Annotated in this window: 12 protein-coding genes and 1 tRNA gene; 12 read left to right on the forward strand and 1 reads right to left on the reverse strand. The window is 54.7% G+C overall.

Annotated features, from left to right (window positions below; genetic code table 11):
• The first annotated feature begins 87 nt into the window (after window positions 1-87).
• The 8 genes from BBG20_RS26080 to BBG20_RS26120 all read left to right on the forward strand — a co-directional run bounded on the left by BBG20_RS26080 (window position 88) and on the right by BBG20_RS26120 (window position 12,194).
• A complete protein-coding gene (locus tag BBG20_RS26080; RefSeq protein ID WP_065908587.1) occupies window positions 88-633 on the forward strand; it encodes a sigma-70 family RNA polymerase sigma factor in 546 nt (181 codons plus the stop codon).
• A complete protein-coding gene (locus BBG20_RS26085; RefSeq protein ID WP_065908589.1) occupies window positions 630-1,610 on the forward strand; it encodes a FecR family protein in 981 nt (326 codons plus the stop codon). Before BBG20_RS26080 ends, BBG20_RS26085 begins: the two co-directional genes overlap by 4 nt.
• 97 nt (window positions 1,611-1,707) lie before the next feature.
• A complete protein-coding gene (locus BBG20_RS26090; protein WP_065908590.1) occupies window positions 1,708-4,170 on the forward strand; it encodes a TonB-dependent siderophore receptor in 2,463 nt (820 codons plus the stop codon).
• Between the two features lie 1,415 nt (window positions 4,171-5,585).
• A complete protein-coding gene (locus tag BBG20_RS26095; protein WP_141697320.1) occupies window positions 5,586-6,260 on the forward strand; it encodes an SIR2 family protein in 675 nt (224 codons plus the stop codon).
• A 74-nt stretch (window positions 6,261-6,334) separates the two neighbouring features.
• Window positions 6,335-7,669, forward strand: coding sequence for a hypothetical protein (locus tag BBG20_RS26100; protein ID WP_141697321.1), 1,335 nt, complete (start codon window positions 6,335-6,337; stop codon window positions 7,667-7,669).
• Between the two features lie 257 nt (window positions 7,670-7,926).
• A complete protein-coding gene (locus BBG20_RS26105) occupies window positions 7,927-9,363 on the forward strand; it encodes a hypothetical protein (RefSeq protein ID WP_065908595.1) in 1,437 nt (478 codons plus the stop codon).
• Between the two features lie 321 nt (window positions 9,364-9,684).
• A complete protein-coding gene (locus BBG20_RS26110) occupies window positions 9,685-11,292 on the forward strand; it encodes a YecA family protein (protein WP_083221490.1) in 1,608 nt (535 codons plus the stop codon).
• Between the two features lie 593 nt (window positions 11,293-11,885).
• Window positions 11,886-12,194: a DUF3077 domain-containing protein gene (locus tag BBG20_RS26120; RefSeq protein WP_065908601.1), complete on the forward strand. Its 309-nt coding sequence runs from the start codon at window positions 11,886-11,888 to the stop codon at window positions 12,192-12,194.
• A 163-nt stretch (window positions 12,195-12,357) separates the two neighbouring features.
• On the opposite strand, the gene BBG20_RS26125 is transcribed toward BBG20_RS26120, so the two are convergent.
• Window positions 12,358-12,442, reverse strand: a tRNA-Leu gene (locus tag BBG20_RS26125).
• 108 nt (window positions 12,443-12,550) lie between these two features.
• Between BBG20_RS26125 and queA the strand changes: the two genes are divergently transcribed.
• The 4 genes from queA to secD all read left to right on the forward strand — a co-directional run bounded on the left by queA (window position 12,551) and on the right by secD (window position 17,034).
• Window positions 12,551-13,600, forward strand: a complete 1,050-nt coding sequence (queA, locus tag BBG20_RS26130; protein ID WP_065908609.1) for a tRNA preQ1(34) S-adenosylmethionine ribosyltransferase-isomerase QueA — start codon at window positions 12,551-12,553, stop codon at window positions 13,598-13,600.
• Window positions 13,601-13,605: 5 nt separating this feature from the next.
• A complete protein-coding gene (tgt, locus tag BBG20_RS26135; RefSeq protein ID WP_003175976.1) occupies window positions 13,606-14,721 on the forward strand; it encodes a tRNA guanosine(34) transglycosylase Tgt in 1,116 nt (371 codons plus the stop codon).
• A 43-nt stretch (window positions 14,722-14,764) separates the two neighbouring features.
• Window positions 14,765-15,103, forward strand: coding sequence for a preprotein translocase subunit YajC (gene yajC / locus BBG20_RS26140; protein WP_003175975.1), 339 nt, complete (start codon window positions 14,765-14,767; stop codon window positions 15,101-15,103).
• A 62-nt stretch (window positions 15,104-15,165) separates the two neighbouring features.
• Window positions 15,166-17,034 (forward strand): protein translocase subunit SecD, encoded by a 1,869-nt coding sequence (gene secD, locus BBG20_RS26145; RefSeq protein ID WP_065908611.1) that lies wholly within the window; start codon window positions 15,166-15,168, stop codon window positions 17,032-17,034.
• Window positions 17,035-17,036 lie beyond the last annotated feature (2 nt).

A 17,036-nucleotide genomic window follows, 5' to 3' on the forward strand; every position in this document is an offset into this window, starting at 1 on the left:
TCGGCGCAGTCTCGGAAAGACAGGGATAAACGCATTCTTTACTTGATGGCTGCAACTCGCTGATACTAGGATGAGATCAGTTCTCAAATGCATCTATCTATCAGGCCGAGGCTTTCCGTGTCGTCGTCATCCACTCCCCCAGTGCCTCACGTCGATGTTCGCACCTTGTATGTCAATCATCACGCGTGGCTGCTGGGTTGGTTGCGCAAGCGAATGCGCCATGGCGACCACGCTGCCGACTTGGCCCACGATATCTTTGTGCAGATCCTCGGCAAGCCGGAACAATTGCAGGAACTGCGCCAGCCTCGTGCCTGGTTAAGTACCGTGGCGCGTGGCGTACTGGTGGATCGGGTTCGCAGGCAGCGGATCGAGCGAGCCTACCTGCAGGCCATTGCGCACCTGCCGGAAGCCGAGGTGCCATCGCCCGAGTCGCAGTTGATTCTGTTGGAAACACTGTCTCGCGTAGATGCATTACTCAATGGCCTCCTCCCCAAGGTGCGCATGGCCTTCCTGATGTCGCGCCTCGAGGGCCTCAGCTACAAGGAAATCGCTGAGCGCCTGGCCGTCAGTCTCAGCTCGGTAGAGAAGTACATGGCCAGCGCCATCCGCCACTGCTACCTGGCCCAACGATGAGCCTTCACTCTCTTCCCGAACTTCCAGACGCTGTGCTCGACCAGGCCATCGGCTGGCTGGTCAGGATCGAGTCCGGTGGCTCGAATCCCGAGTTGCTGGAGGCCTGCCAACGCTGGCGTCAAGCCGATGTGATGCATGAAGCCGCCTGGCAAGCGTTGCGCAAAAGCGACGCGGCTTTCCAGGGCTTGGCCGCTTTACCCGGCACAGTAGCGCTGGATACCCTACAAAGCCTGAACAGTGGTCGCCACAGCCGGCGCCACGCGATCAAGTTGCTGGGGATGGGGCTTGTGGTCAGCGGTGTGGGCGGCTGGTCGCTGCGCGAAAGCACGTGGGTACCCTGGGGAGCGGACTATGCCACCGGGGTCGGCGAGCGACGCCAGTTCATGCTCAATGATGGCACCCGCCTGCAATTGAACACCGCCAGTGTGGTGGACGTTCAATTCACTGCGCAGCACCGACTGATCAGACTGCGCCGTGGCGAAATTTTCATCGATACCGGCAAGGACAACGCCGCGCCGGACGGGCGCCGCAGCTTCTGGGTCAGCACCCCGCACGCACGTTTGCAGGCCATCGGAACCGCTTTCGCCGTGCGTGACGACCATCAGGGCACGCGAGTGCGTGTAGAAGACGGTGTGGTGGCTATTCATGGCCAAGGCGAGCCGGGCTTGATCGCTGCCGCCGAGGAATATGTGATCGATGCCAACGGCAGTCACCGTGTCGACGTAAGCAGCATTAACGCCAGTGCGTGGACACGTGGCCAGTTGGTGGCCAAACGCATGCTGCTGCGCGACCTTGCCGCCGAACTGGCGCGTTATCGTCACGGCTGGCTGCGCTGTGATCCGGATATTGCGCAACTGGAAGTATCCGGCGTATTCCAGCTTGATGACATTGACCGGGCCCTGAGTGCATTGAGCGATTCGTTGCCCGTACGTGTTGAACGTTTTACCCCGCTCTGGACCCGCCTCGTTGCCCGTTAAACGCGATGAGAAAAAATCTCAAAAACGTTTACGGGTTTTTCCGAGCCCTTCGACAGACAGGAAATACATTCAGTCATTCGAAAGGAGCTCAGCGTCCATGTCCTCTGCCTTTACTTTCCCTCAGCCGCTCCAGCGCAGTGCGCTTGCGCTTACCCTGCGTAGTGTTTTGCTGGCCGGTGTGACCAGCCTGCCCCTGGTCAGTTTTGCGGTGCAGGCAGAAAACGTCGACAGCCGTCATTACGATTTGGCGGGCGGGCCGCTGGACGACTCGCTCAACCGCTTTGCCCAGGTTGCCGGTATCAGCCTTCCCTTTGATCCGGCGTTGGTGCAAGGCAAACGCGCGCCGGCGCTGCGTGGTGATTATGGCGTACACGAAGGCCTCAACCGCCTGCTCGTCGACAGTGGCCTGGCGGCTATTCGGACTGCCAGCGGCAACTATTTGCTGGTCGCGCGCACTCGCGACAGTGATGCACTCGAATTGGGCGCTACCACCGTCAGCGGCCTGAGCCTCGGGGCAGCCACTGAGAACAGTGGTTCCTACACCACTGGGGTCATGCAGACCGCAACCAAATTGCCGTTGTCCCTGCGCGAGACCCCGCAATCCGTGACGGTGATTACGCGCCAGCGCATGGATGACCAGGCCATGCGCAGTCTCGATGATGTCGTCCAGGCCACCCCGGGGCTGCGAATGTCGGCTGCGCGCCCGGCCAACAGCGAGTTTTTCGCCCGCGGCTTTCCTATCACCAATATTATGTTCGATGGCCTGCCGACCACTTACAACGCCGACTGGGTCGCCACCGCCGATCTGGCGCCTTACGACCGTGTCGAAGTGGTCCGTGGCGCCACCGGCATGATGCAAGGCGCCGGCAACCCGTCGGCAGCCATCAACATGGTGCGCAAGCGTCCCACCAAAGAGTTCCAGGCCAGTATCACCGGCAGTGCCGGCAGTTGGGACAACTATCGCAGTGAGTTGGATGTGTCCGGCCCGGTTACTGACAGCGGCAGCGTGCGAGGCCGTTTTGTGGGTGCCTACCACGACAAGGACAGCTATCAGGATTACGCAGGGCGTGAGCGCGGCGTGTTCTACGGCGTCACCGAGTTTGACCTGACCGACAGCACCACCCTGACCGTGGGTGCATCCGATCAGAACGACAATAACAACATCAACTGGGGCGGCTTACCGGTGAACCCGAACGGCAGCCACATGGGCTTCTCCCGTTCCAAATCGTTCGGCTACAGCTGGTCGCACCAGGACATCGACAACAAAACGCTGTTTGTCGAGCTTGACCAGCGTTTCGACAACGACTGGCGCCTGCATGCAGGGGCCTCGAAAAACTGGTCTGACTTCAAGTTGGTGGGTGCGGTCCTGGAACGTAACAACGACACGACCTACCGGCAAAGAGTGTTCAACCAAGGGCGTGACTACGACCAGTCCACCTATGATTTCTTTGCCAGCGGCCCCTTCGCCCTGATGGGGCGTCAGCATGAGCTGGTAGTCGGCGCCAGTAAGCGCCAACTCAAGACCGAGGCCGTGGGTGGCACGACCTTCATCAATAATATCGACATCAACCATTTCAACCCGAATACGCCCCGGCCGTTCGTTCCCGATATCTACTCCATCAACGACAAGGTCGATCAAGAGGGCTTATACGTCACCACGCGCTGGAATCTCGCCGACCCGCTGAAACTCATTCTCGGCGCGCGCCTGGACTGGTACGACTCGACCTCGATCTATAACGAGACCAACGACCAGTACTACACTTCGGGCAAAACCAAGGAAACGCGCCACGTCACCCGTTATGCCGGCTTCATCTACGACCTGGACGGCAACCACTCCGTCTACGCCAGCTACACCGACATCTTCCAGCCCCAGAGCGAAAAGAACAGCGACGGCGCCGGGATCAAGCCCATCACCGGCGAAAACTACGAAGTGGGTATCAAGGGCGAATACTTCGGTGGCGCACTGGACGCCAGTGCCTCGCTGTTCCAGATCGACCAACTGAACCGCGCGGCGGAAGTGGCGGACGCCAGCACCTGCCGGGTTATTCCTGTCGGCGCCTATGGCTGTTACGAAGCCGCTGGCAAAGTTCGCAGCCAGGGTATCGAGCTGGAGATCAACGGTGCACTGACGCCAAACTGGCAGGTCGGCGCCGGTTACACCTTCGCTCAGGCGAAGTACAAAAAGGATGCGGACAATTCCAAGGAAGGCACCCTGTTCGACACTGACGTGCCTCGCCACATGTTCAAGGCCAGCACCACCTACCACCTGCAGGGTGATCTGAACAAGCTGCGTGTCGGTGCAAACGTCTACAGCCAGAGCAGTACCTTCAATAAAGGCCGCAACGTTTTCGGCAACTACCATATCGAACAGGAAGCCTATGCGTTGGTGGGGCTGATGGCTGGCTACCAGGTCAGTAAACACCTCGATACCCAACTGAACATCAACAACCTGTTCGATAAAAAGTACTACCAGGGGATTGCCAGTAACTCTACGTGGAGTCCGTACGATGTGTATGGTGATCCGCGTAACTTTACGGTCACTGCCAAGTACACTTTCTGATTGGAGGGGGCTGGCGTTTTCGCAGGCAAGCCAGCTCCCACAGGAGACTGCATTTCAAGGTGGCGACGGCGGCGATCGGTCATTTCGCGGGCTGGCCACTTTTCTACAGGCGAAAAAAAAGACCTTGAATTTCAAGGTCTTTTTTTAAGATGGTGCCCCGAAGGAGACTGGAGCCTTCCATATAATCCGTGGTCTACAGCTGGATTACATGGTTAGGGATACACGCGGGGATACATGCTGCTTGGGCCTGAGATCCCTCAATCATAAATCTGTGCACGAACAATCAGTAAACCAACCGTGCTCTGCCAGGAATTTAGCTGGTATGGCAAGGTTTGCAGCAATAGAAGCAACCATTAATTTTTAGTGTGGGATTTGCCCCTCGAGCGGCACTGACAGCGCCAGTGCACGTTAGATGATTTCCGAGTGATACCTGATTCTCCGGCCGCGGCATGAAGCTGCAACCGGTCGTTGTGTTATGCACTTCGTAGTCGCCGTTGGTCTGTACGTTTCTATTCACGATAAATGATTGCATTAGTTAGTCCTCGCTTCCGTGTGTCGGATCGGTAATGACTCAGCATTTAGCTATGTGTGCCTTGCCCGCAGTGTTTCGCTAAGACCAGCACGGAAGGAGGGTAGCTGGAGGATGGCAGAATGCAATCAGTCTCCAGAATGGCGCTGGGGATGCTGGCACTATCTGGAGCACACGGGGCATGAAACCCGCGGTACCGCGTTAGCGGCAGTCGTGCCAGTTTATTGAAATTTCAATGTTGAAATTGAAAGGATCTTGAAGAAAAAAGGGCATCGTTACCGTATTGGTAATGGTGTTCGCAGAGGCCAAGCGGTAGGGCAAATGCACAGGTGAACTGGAGTTCACCGGGTTCACCTGTTCACTAAGCTGGGTGACTTTCCGCTAACACGATCCTGCGGGTTTCATACCCCGTACCTTCCAGAGTGCTCCAGGGTCCCCACTATCGAACCAAAGCCAAGAGCCTGAGCGATCTCCCTTCGCTGGAGGAGCGATATTAGTGGGGCTAGGGGGTACCCTAACAAATCGTGTTGCGCGTGTTACGTAAGTATATAACTATATGATTTTAAATGATTTATTTTGCGTTACACAGCTATGGCTGGTTTGCTGATATGCGTGTTACATGGCAAATAGGTGTTACATCAATGAATACTCTGGCAGGAGCGGTATGTGATGATTCAAGCGGGTGTTATCGAAATAGGGGCTTTCGCCTAGAAGGTCCCCTACGGGCCAATAACTGCCGTTCAAGAGGCAATCAGCAATCCATCAGTCAGTTATGCAGAGGCCGGGTATACTTCCTCATCATAGGTATCTTCACGAACCGAAAAACACGTACGATGGCAACACCATCCCTCGCTATTGAATCTTTACAGAGCCCCAGAGCGTGCCTGTGACAAATCCCAGTCCGACTTTCCATAACTACGACGTACTCCTTGAGAGGGTCGCCAACTCATCAAGAGAAATTATTTTCTTCTTCGGATCTGCACTGTCCCTACCTGAAAGTGAGGGTGCTCCCGGCGTGCCCAGTGTTGCTGGCATCCTGAGCCTCGTAGAAGCAACGCTTATGGACACACCAAGTGCATTTGCGCCCGTTCGCGATCAACCGGACGAGGGAGCCGCGTATCAAAAGGCATTTCAGCAATTGCAGGCCTACCGTGGACAGGATGCAGCTAACGAGGTGATACGTCGTGCAGTTTTTAAGTCACGCAAAGTGACCTCGAGTCAGGCCAATACACAGGAAACTCTAGACTTAAACTCGTGCAGAGCTCTCGACGACGACTTTGCTGGATGGCATCTCCGCCCGTCGCTGATTGCCCTGGGCAAGCTTCTGGCAAATCATTCGGGAAGATTGGGCAAGACCGTCCTGACGACAAACTTTGATCCATTGATCCAGACCGCCATTCGCACCTCCCACGGTATGTATATCCGCATCATGATGCATGACGATGGGGCACTCAGCCAATCCGAAGGCCCTGGTATCCAGATAGTGCACCTGCATGGCTATTGGTATGGTACGGATACATTGCACGTTCCTACCAAATCGGAAGCCGCCGCAATAAACTAAAACGCTCACTTGAGCGACTGCTGCAGAACCGCACATTGGTTGTTATGGGGTGTGGGGGCTGGGACGACATTTTCATGTCCAGCCTGTCAGATCTCGTCAGTGATACGGAGTTGAATCCAGATGTCATTTGGACATTTTATGAGTCAGACGAAGATGTTATTCGCAGTAAGTACGCTCACGTATTTACTAGGCTCGCGCCAGCGACTAGCAGGGGTAGGGCTCAGTTTTACGCCGGCGTAGATCTCCACGTTTTTTTACCTCAATTACTGGAACGGCTGAAAGACGGGGCCGCCTCCGACGAGCAAGCCCATATAAACGAAATATTGGAAAGATTGGGCGAACTGTCGCCGGAACTTCGGCACAGCATTCTCGGGAAAATCGACCCTTCCCTTATTCTAAGAGTCGACGATCTCAAATTGAAGCATGACAGTCTTGAAAAAGAGTTATCGGAGACTCGGGACAAATCTGCAGAGCGCGCAACAGTACTTGAAGAACAGGCCATCCGTCTCGCGGCAGAATTACAGCAAGCGCAGGCAGCATTGACATCTTCACGTCTCGCCCTGACAAGCGCGGCGATGAAGGACATATCTTGGTTGACCATGGTCCGGACGCAAATGATGCCCAAGCAGCCGGGGCGGGTACCATTCCACAATTCAAAGGAGGTTGCACTACGGGGATACCACGCTTCTGCAGGCGCACAGCGGGCCGTGCCGGTTTTGACCGAAGTTACTTGGTCCCCCGTAGGATATCAAGAAAACAAACTTCATCGAGGCTATTACGCAGCACTAATATTTAAAGGGGATAACTTCGTGCCCGGCGTGGTGTGTACATACCGCCGAAACGATGAAGGCTTACCTGCAGGTAACAGCGATTATTTCTGGCAGCTTCCCAATATTTATTTCGGAGACTACCTAGAGATTTCTACTGGTGATGGGGCTCCGGAAGCACCTTTGAGTTGGCGAGGCTATGAGTTTCAGGTTAAAAATCCTGAGGGCCAGGTTTCAGAATGGGTGAGATTCTCTTATCCATTTGACGACACAATTCTGGAAAGTCTTCGTATTGAATCGTTTCGGCTCGGACTCGAACTGCTGGAGTCAGGAAAGGCTTCAGATGCAGTTGAGCCTTTGAGAAAATCGTATGTTTTCACGGATCGTATGCTGGGAATCGACGACCCGGATACCAAGGAAAAAAAGGCGATATGGAATCGAGCAATCGACGAAGCAGCACTGTCGAAGCTCCGTTTTCGCGTTAGTGACCGCTTGACTGTAGTATCTGGCGAGCGAGACGGAGTAACTGGGACTGTTGAAAAACTGCTATTACGACACCTCCACGCCTATCTAATCCGCCCCGACAACGGTGACGAACCGTTTCAAGCATCCGACGTACAGGTCAAGCCTCGCGAAGCATGATTATGTGCAGGTGGCATATTGTCTAGCTCACATTCACCTACGCATTCCCGTACGAACGACCAATAACAGCCCTTCAATGGGGGGATGTAGCTCGGGACGATTCCTCTGTCGATAGCAATCCAACATCGACCGCCCTAGGCAACGCTTGACTTTAGTTTTCTTTGCAAATTTCGGTTCTGAGACTACCCTTTATTATCCTTGTTGTGGCAAATTGCCATATGGCTGAGAGTCCACGCTCGTTATTTTAAGGAGAGAATATGAGTTCCAGCGACGTAGTTAATGCTCAGTTGCAAAACCAGATATCTACTACTGACTTCAATAAATTCGACCAGTTTCTAGAATCTCTAGGTCTTCCTAAGGAAAACATTCTTGCTGTTCCAGCGGAGCGGCAAGTGATTCAAGAAAATTTCCCACGATTCGTAATGTCCCTTCCGCCTGAGCTTAAGAGAGACTCAAGATACCTTTCGAAGTTTGCAGCTGCAAGTGCAATAGGTTTGTTTGACGCAGCTCTCAATTATGTATGGAATGAAGTAGTTCTTAATCTCAGAAAGAAAACAATAATCTACGGTTTAGAGTTGTTTTTTGACGCGGCTGTTGGAGGGAAGTTTAGAGATTTATTTTCTTCGGAGGCAGACCTTTCAGGGTTGAAAGATAAAGTGCTGTTAGATAGCTGTCACAAACTTGAGTTGATTTCAGAGATAACTTATAAAAAACTGACCCATATTCTCATTATGCGGAATGATATTGGTGCAAGTCATCCGAATGATGCAAATATAAATGCGTTTGAATTAATGGGCTGGCTACAGACTTGCGTTCAAGAGGTTATTAACGACACTCCTTCTGCCGCTGCGTTGCAGGTTAAAGCATTCGTTGAGAATTTGCGTAATCAGACTACGGTGATAGATGTATCCACGCTGCAGCATATGCAAGGTGCTATTAAGGAGCTCCATACTAGAAATTGCGATAATGTGTTGCAGACTATATTTGGAATGTACATAAGTGCGGGCGCCAATAATATACTAAAGAAAAACATATCGCTTGTGTCACCCTTTGTGTGGGCGTCATCAGATGACAATCTAAAATACAAGCTCGGCGTGCAGCTAGATGGGTATAGAGCAAATTTGCATAACGAAAAGTTTGCTGATGGCAATGAGTTTTTTGAATTTTGCAACGGCAACAAATATAAATCACTTGAGGCAAGGGTCATAATTATTGATGAGCTTGTCGATGAGTTGTTATCCGCCCATAATGGCTGGAATAATTTCTACAACGAGGTCCCTCCAGCGAGAAAGTTGCTCAGCTATATTGTAAGTGAGGCTGATATTCCGCATGAGCGCAGAGATAAAATTATTCGGGCTATTCTGATATGCAGGGTTGGGAATGGTGTCTCTTACAATGCTGGGGTGTCTCCTGCGGGACGCCCCGTATATGATTCATTCATCGCAAAGCTGGGTGACGATAATGTTGTGCAAGCGTTGGTCGCTTTTTATCGGCCTGAGCTACATGTTGTGCTGTCCAATCAATACTGCAAAATTAATGCTGTACAGATTTTGAATGACATGAGAAAGAATGTGATCAGCGATAAGCTAAAGCAGATCGTAGATTATCTAGTTGCTAATGCGGTCAACCTTGAAAAGGTCATGAAGTCCACTGAGTTTAAAGCATTGGCGGCGACCCATATAAATTTTGGCTAGGTTTTACTTGGGTTGGCTTCATAGAGGAAGGTCGATCAGTTATTTCAGTGCTGTAAGCTTTCCATGGCATATCATGAATAGAACCTTTGAATGATTTTGTGGCATTTACTTTCGACAGTTGCAATTGTCACAAGCTCTGGATGAATTTTAGGTTGGTTTAACTAACTTTGGCTCGGGCTTGGGCTCTTCAGCCCGAGCGTCCGGTTCTGGCCGATTGTTGTTTGTCGACGAGGGCCGCAATCGGCCAGAGGCTGCCATTAACAATAGGCCTTAGCGGCCATTTCGTGGCGCTCAATTTGACCTTCTAGGAAGCCTATACCGATGCACGTAAAGCATGGCCGAAATGATCCTTGCCCTTGCGGCAGCGGTCGCAAGTTTAAAAAATGTCATGGTTCCATCGACAGTCTCGACGTAGCGCTAAAGCTGAATGGGGCGCGCATGCGCCAGAAGATACAGATGACACTTGCTTGTCATGAAGCCCAAGAGTTTCAGAGGCGTGAGCAACAAGGCCTCGGTAGGCCTATCATTTCCACTGAGTTCCATGATCACAGGATCATAGCCGTCGGTCAGACGATGCACTCTTCACAGAAGTGGAAAACTTTTCACGACTTCCTGAACGACTACCCGAAGATCGTCTTGGGTAGAGAGTGGTGGACGTCAGAGGGAAGCAAGCCTCTAGAGGAGCGACATCGTATTCTCACCTGGGCGGTCCGAAGCTATGAGCACTCGAAAGCTCATATGGAACAGAAGGGGACAGGTGCTCCTCAGCCGATGACGGGGGCTAATGGTGCCTATATGCGCTTCGCATATGACCTTTACAGCCTGAAGCACGCCATCGAGGTCCAGAAGCTGCTTATCGACCGAATCAAATGCCCTAAGAACTTCCCCGGCGCGTTGTACGAAGTACGGGTCGCCGCCGCCCTGATTCGGGCAGGCTTCAGCCTGCAGCACCAAGATGAAACTGACAGACGTACTACTCACGTTGAGTTCATCGCTACTGACACTAAGTCCGGTGCGATCTACGCAGTTGAGGCCAAGCGACGAGAAGGGGGGCGGATGAAAATCAACAGGCAAATGAATCGCGCTTTGAGCAAAAAGTCGGATCATCCTCGCATTGTTTTCATTGACACAAACGACGGACGCCTGGAACTGGGCAGAGGCCAGCCTAACCCTGTAGCGCTTGTGGAGGCTGAAAACCTCTTAAAGCTATATGAGCGAGACCCTACTGGGCAAAAGCTTCCGCAGGCATATGTCATAGTCACCTTCGATCCAGAGGAGCATCACCTTGATGCAATTGATCTGCCTTACGGAGTGCTGCTGTGGGGCTTCCACCTCGAAGATCTTCACCCTGGGCTGAAAAACCTGCTTCAACAGGTCAAAACTAGGCGCCGGCATGCGCCCGTCTTTGCGCTGCTGGAGTCGATGCAGAAGCACCGGCGCATTCCCGCTACGTTCGATGGAGAGGCCGAGTCGTTCTCTGGTGGAATTCCCAAGGCACGGCTACAGGTTGGTCAGCGGATGGAGGTACCAGGACCTAATGGGACGCAGATCGAGGCGACGCTAGAGAATTGCGTCGTCATGCCGAAGTCGGGTGAGGCATTTTGTATCGCTTGTAGCGACGATCAGCAGCGCTTCATAGTCAAGATTCCGTTGATGGATGATGAACTAAAGGCCCATGCCCAGCACCCTAAGACCTTCTTTGGAGTTATTGATAGGAATGCTGGCCGCTCTAGTCCGAAGACTGACCTGGACTGGTTCGACTTCCTCTGGGAAACATACTCGAGCAGCACAAAAGAGAAACTGATCGAGCTCATGGACCATGCACCCGACATTGAACGATTGAAGGAGATGACCCAAGAAGACTTGGCCGACGAATATTGCGTTCGAATGGCAAGCGCAATGGTGGATGCCCATATAGAAATGATGTGACTCATTCTCCGACTCTCTCGACATTTTTTTTGGCGCTATTGAGGAACAGCTATGAACGATATTCAGGAATGCAGTCGTGGCGTGTACCAAAAAACTCGGCTACCTGATGCTGGAGTACATCAGATTGGACGGCAGCGTCCTCAAACCATTCGGTACATTTTGTAATTGGAGCAAGGCGAAAATTTCGCTACTGACGTTCACGACGCTCCAGGCAGTCCGCCGGAAATTTCCCGCCACAGATCCTGGCTTCTGCTTCAACCGCTCCTGCGCTACCTTCCGCTGTGTCGCTATCAACCTAGCGACCGGACTTGAGAATCCGAGAAACAATAGGCGCATAGGCGCCACCATCCATTAGACTGTTGGCGCTTTTTATCGCCCGTAAGTCTGTGTAATGGCGGCTATGCGTGGGAGACCTTCGGGTCTGCCGGGTTCCTATTGTCCCGGTTTCTCAGCCCGCGCATAGCTGCCACCCATTCGCATGAGAAACGAACGTGGCAGCTCTCTACATTAGGAGCTTAAGCAATGATCGTTTCTGACAGGTCTTACCTTCGAAATCCCTCAACTGGCACTTCCGTCCATCTGGTAGGTGGCCAATGATCAATCCACCCCTCAACAAAACCCTCGGCGTCATCACCTTTTCTACCTGCGGCAATCAGCCAAATCTCCACCGCCTATTCCGCGTCAATTCCGGCGTGCCCATCCGTGATGCCTTGGAGCATGCCTCCGAACTTCTCCATTGTTCCAAAATGCTGGCGTTGGATGCAGCGATGGAGAAGGGTGCGGATCGCTATGCCTGGGCGGCGCATTATTTGGGGGAGATGGCGAAGGCGGTGGTGGATGATTTGGCGAATGGGATGTTGCCGAATGGTGTGGAGGAGGAGGGGGAAGAGAGTCGTGTGTAGGCAGGTGGTTTGAGGCTGTTGGGGCTGGCGTTTTCGCAGGCAAGCCAGCTCCCACAGGAGACTGCATTTCAAGGTGGCGACGGCGGCGACCGGTCATTTCGCGGGTCGGCCACTTTTCTACAGACGAAAAAAAGACCTTGAATTTCAAGGTCTTTTTTTAAGATGGTGCCCCGAGGGAGACTCGAACTCCCACTCCTTTCGAAAACGGATTTTGAATCCGCCGCGTCTACCAATTCCGCCATCAGGGCTCAATGGCGGCGAAGTATAGAGAGGTGATTACCGTTGGTCAATCACGTTTCATGGTCAATTTTGACTATTTCCGCTAGACTTCCCGGCCCTGCTAGACGAACCCCATCATGCGCGTTGCTGACTTTACTTTTGAGCTCCCTGATTCGCTGATCGCTCGCCATCCTTTGGCCGAGCGTCGCGCCAGTCGACTGCTGACCCTGGACGGGGTGAGTGGTGCCCTCGCACACCGTCAATTCACTGATTTGCTTGAGCATTTGCGCCCTGGCGATCTGATGGTGTTCAACAATACCCGGGTGATTCCGGCACGGCTGTTTGGCCAGAAAGCGTCCGGCGGCAAGCTGGAAATTCTGGTGGAGCGGGTGCTGGATAGCCATCGCGTGCTGGCCCATGTGCGCTCCAGCAAGTCGCCGAAACCGGGCTCGAGCATCCTCATCGATGGTGGTGGCGAAGCCGAGATGGTCGCGCGTCATGATGCGCTGTTCGAACTCAAGTTCGCCGAAGAGGTGTTGCCGTTGCTGGAGCGCGTCGGCCATATGCCGTTGCCTCCTTATATAGACCGCCCCGACGAAGACTCGGACCGCGAGCGCTATCAGACGGTGTATTCCCAGCGCCTCGGCGCCGTCGCTGCACCGACTGCCGGGCTGCATTTCGACCAGCCGCTGCTGGATGCGATCGCCGCCAAGGGCGTCGAGACCGCCTATGTGACCCTGCACGTGGGGGCCGGCACGTTTCAGCCGGTGCGTGTGGATAAGATCGAAGATCACCATATGCACAGCGAATGGCTGGAAGTCAGCCAGGAAGTCGTGGACGCGGTTGACGCTTGCAAGGCGCGCGGCGGGCGGGTGATTGCGGTAGGCACTACCAGCGTGCGTTCCCTGGAGAGTGCAGCGCGTGATGGCGTGCTCAAGCCGTTCAGTGGCGACACCGATATCTTCATTTACCCAGGCCGGCCGTTCCATGTGGTCGATTGCCTGGTCACCAACTTCCATTTGCCGGAATCCACGCTGTTGATGCTGGTGTCGGCATTTGCCGGTTATCCCGAGACCATGGCCGCTTATCAAGCCGCCATCGACAACGGATACCGTTTTTTCAGCTACGGTGATGCGATGTTTATCACCCGTAATCCGGCGCCGCGCGGCCCAGAGGAACAACTATGAGTCGTATGTCGTTTGAACTGCTCGCCACCGACGGCAAAGCCCGTCGGGGTCGCCTGACTTTCCCGCGCGGCACCGTCGAGACCCCGGCGTTCATGCCCGTGGGTACTTACGGTACCGTCAAGGGCATGCTGCCGCGTGACATCGTCGCCACCGGAGCCGAGATCATCCTCGGCAACACCTTCCACCTGTGGCTGCGCCCAGGCACGGAAGTGATCAAGAAGCACGGCGACCTGCATGACTTCATGAAGTGGCAAGGCCCGATCCTCACCGACTCGGGTGGTTTCCAGGTGTTCAGCCTGGGCGCCATGCGCAAGATCAAGGAGGAAGGCGTGACCTTCGCCTCGCCGGTGGACGGTTCCAAGGTGTTCATGGGCCCGGAAGAGTCGATGCAGGTGCAGCGTGACCTGGGCTCCGACATCGTGATGATTTTCGACGAGTGCACGCCGTACCCGGCCGATGAAGACGTCGCGCGGATTTCCATGGAGCTGTCCCTGCGTTGGGCTCAGCGCTCGAAGAATGCGCATGGCGACAACACTGCCGCACTGTTCGGTATTGTCCAGGGTGGCATGCACGAAAGCCTGCGCAAACGCTCGCTCGAAGGCTTGGACAAGATTGGCTTTGACGGCCTGGCCATCGGCGGTTTGTCGGTGGGCGAGCCCAAGCACGAAATGATCAAGGTGCTAGATTACCTGCCGGGCCTGATGCCGGCTGACAAACCTCGTTACCTTATGGGCGTTGGCAAACCCGAGGATCTCGTAGAGGGTGTGCGCCGCGGTGTGGACATGTTCGATTGCGTGATGCCAACCCGTAATGCCCGCAATGGGCATCTGTTCATCGATACAGGCGTGCTGAAGATCCGTAACGCGTTCCATCGCCATGATGATTCGCCGCTGGATCCCACCTGTGATTGCTACACCTGCCAGAACTTCTCCCGTGCTTATCTGCACCATCTGGACAAGTGTGGGGAAATGCTGGGTAGCATGTTGAATACCATCCACAATTTGCGTCACTACCAAGTCCTGATGGCTGGTTTGCGCGAGGCTATTCAACAGGGTACATTGGCCGCCTTCGTCGATGCCTTCTATGCCAAGCGCGGGCTCCCTGTGCCGCCCTTGGACTGAGTTTTCCGACCCTAAGATTCACTATTTGCAACTGGAGTGCTAAATGAGCTTTTTTATCTCTAACGCCATGGCTGATGCCGCTGCGCCTGCCGCTGCCGGTCCTATGGGCGGTGGTTTCGAGTGGATTTTCCTGGTCGGCTTCCTGGTCATCTTCTACCTGATGATCTGGCGTCCACAGGCCAAGCGCGCCAAAGAGCAGAAGAACCTGCTCGGCAGCCTGCAGAAAGGTGACGAAGTTGTGACCACCGGCGGCATCGCTGGCAAGATCACCAAGGTTTCCGACGCTTTCGTGGTTCTGGAAGTCTCCGACACCGTAGAAATGAAGTTCCAGAAGGGCGCCATCGCCGCCACGCTGCCTAAAGGCACGCTCAAAGCGATCTGAGTAACAACCTTTACCAATCGACGGGGCGCGCAAGGCGCCCCGCGTTATAAGCGGGCGGCGTGATGCTGAACAAATACCCTCTGTGGAAATACGTACTGATCCTGGCGGTGCTGGCGATCGGTTTTATTTATTCCGCTCCCAATCTCTATCCTGATGACCCGGCGATCCAGATCACTGGCGCCAGCACTTCGCTGCAAGTCAATCAGGCTGACCTGGAACGCGCGAGCAAGGCACTGACCGACGCTGGCATCCAGGTTAAAGCGGCAACGTTGGCGGCTGATGCGAAGGGCGGCTTGCTGCGCCTGACCAAGGCAGAAGACCAATTGCCGGCCAAAGACGTTGTGCGCAAGGTCATGGGTGATGACTACGTCGTCGCGCTCAACCTGGCACAGACCACGCCGACCTGGTTGCGCAAGATCGGCGCGCACCCGATGAAGCTGGGCCTGGACTTGTCCGGTGGTGTGCACTTCCTGCTGGAAGTCGACATGGACAAAGCCCTCGACGCTCGCCTGAAAGTCTACGAAGGCGACGTGAAGAGCCTGCTGCGCAAAGAGAAGTTGCGTTATCGCAGTCTGCCGCAGCTCAATGGTGCCATCCAGCTGGGCTTCTCTGACGAAGCTTCGCGCGAACAGGCCCGTGCGCTGATCCGCAAGAATTTCAACGATTTCGACATCGTGCCGGCTGACCTCAATGGCCAGGCTGTACTGCGTCTGGCGATGACCCCAGCCAAGCTGGCGGAAATCCGCGAATACTCCATCAAGCAGAACTTGACCACGGTACGTAACCGCGTCAACGAGCTGGGTGTGGCCGAGCCGATCGTTCAGCGCCAGGGTGCCAACCGCATCGTGGTTGAGCTGCCGGGCGTGCAGGACACTGCTGAAGCCAAGCGTATCCTGGGCAAGACTGCCAACCTGGAATTCCGTCTGGCGGCTGAGCCAGGTGCTACCCGCGCGACTGCCGAAGAGTTCGAGTTCCGCGAAGGCAACCGTCCTCCAGCGCTGATCGAGCGTGGCTTGATCATCACCGGTGACCAGGTGACTGACGCCAAGGCCGGTTTCGGCGAGCACGGTACCCCTGAAGTGAACATCCGCCTGGATGGCCACGGCGGCGAACTGATGAGCCGCGCCACGCGCAGCAACGTCGGTCGCAGCATGGCGGTGATCTTCATCGAGCAACGCCCGGTGACCACCTACACCAAGCAGGTCGTCAACGGCGTCGAGAAAGACGTGCCGGTACAGACCTTCAAGGAAGAGAAGAAGATCATCAGCCTGGCGACCATCCAGTCGCCGCTGGGTGCTCAATTCCGTATCACTGGCCTGAACGGCCAGGGTGAGTCCTCGGAGCTGGCCCTGTTGCTGCGTGCCGGTGGCCTGGCTGCACCGATGTACTTCGCTGAAGAACGTACCATCGGCCCGAGCCTGGGTGCCGACAACATCACCAAGGGTATCGACGCGGCCTTGTGGGGCATGCTGTTCGTGTCGCTGTTCATCATCGCCATCTACCGCTTCTTCGGCATCATCGCCACCGTGGCCCTGGCGGGCAACATGGTGATGCTGCTGGCCCTGATGTCGCTGCTGGGCGCTACACTGACCCTGCCAGGTATCGCCGGTATCGTACTCACCATGGGTATGGCGGTAGACGCCAACGTGCTGATCTTCTCGCGGATCCGTGAAGAGATCGCCGCCGGCATGACCGTGCAGCGTGCAATCAACGAAGGCTTCGGCCGGGCATTTACCGCGATTCTCGACTCCAACTTGACCACTTTGCTGGTCGGCGGGATTCTCTTTGCCATGGGCACCGGCCCGGTCAAAGGTTTTGCGGTGACCATGTCCCTCGGTATCTTTACCTCGATGTTCACGGCCATCATGGTGACCCGCGCAATGGTCAACCTGATCTTTGGCGGGCGTGACTTCAAGAAGTTGTGGATTTAAGG

The sequence above is a fragment of the Pseudomonas aylmerensis genome, from assembly GCF_001702265.1.
Lineage (GTDB): Bacteria > Pseudomonadota > Gammaproteobacteria > Pseudomonadales > Pseudomonadaceae > Aquipseudomonas > Aquipseudomonas aylmerensis.

Coding starts and splice junctions, on each gene's coding strand:
- BBG20_RS26080 (WP_065908587.1), top strand. CDS start 88: ATGCATCTATCTATCAGGCCGAGGCTTTCCGTGTCGTCGTCATCCACT.
- BBG20_RS26085 (WP_065908589.1), top strand. CDS start 630: ATGAGCCTTCACTCTCTTCCCGAACTTCCAGACGCTGTGCTCGACCAG.
- BBG20_RS26090 (WP_065908590.1), top strand. CDS start 1,708: ATGTCCTCTGCCTTTACTTTCCCTCAGCCGCTCCAGCGCAGTGCGCTT.
- BBG20_RS26100 (WP_141697321.1), top strand. CDS start 6,335: ATGTCCAGCCTGTCAGATCTCGTCAGTGATACGGAGTTGAATCCAGAT.
- BBG20_RS26105 (WP_065908595.1), top strand. CDS start 7,927: ATGAGTTCCAGCGACGTAGTTAATGCTCAGTTGCAAAACCAGATATCT.
- BBG20_RS26110 (WP_083221490.1), top strand. CDS start 9,685: ATGCACGTAAAGCATGGCCGAAATGATCCTTGCCCTTGCGGCAGCGGT.
- BBG20_RS26120 (WP_065908601.1), top strand. CDS start 11,886: ATGATCAATCCACCCCTCAACAAAACCCTCGGCGTCATCACCTTTTCT.
- queA (WP_065908609.1), top strand. CDS start 12,551: ATGCGCGTTGCTGACTTTACTTTTGAGCTCCCTGATTCGCTGATCGCT.
- tgt (WP_003175976.1), top strand. CDS start 13,606: ATGTCGTTTGAACTGCTCGCCACCGACGGCAAAGCCCGTCGGGGTCGC.
- yajC (WP_003175975.1), top strand. CDS start 14,765: ATGAGCTTTTTTATCTCTAACGCCATGGCTGATGCCGCTGCGCCTGCC.
- secD (WP_065908611.1), top strand. CDS start 15,166: ATGCTGAACAAATACCCTCTGTGGAAATACGTACTGATCCTGGCGGTG.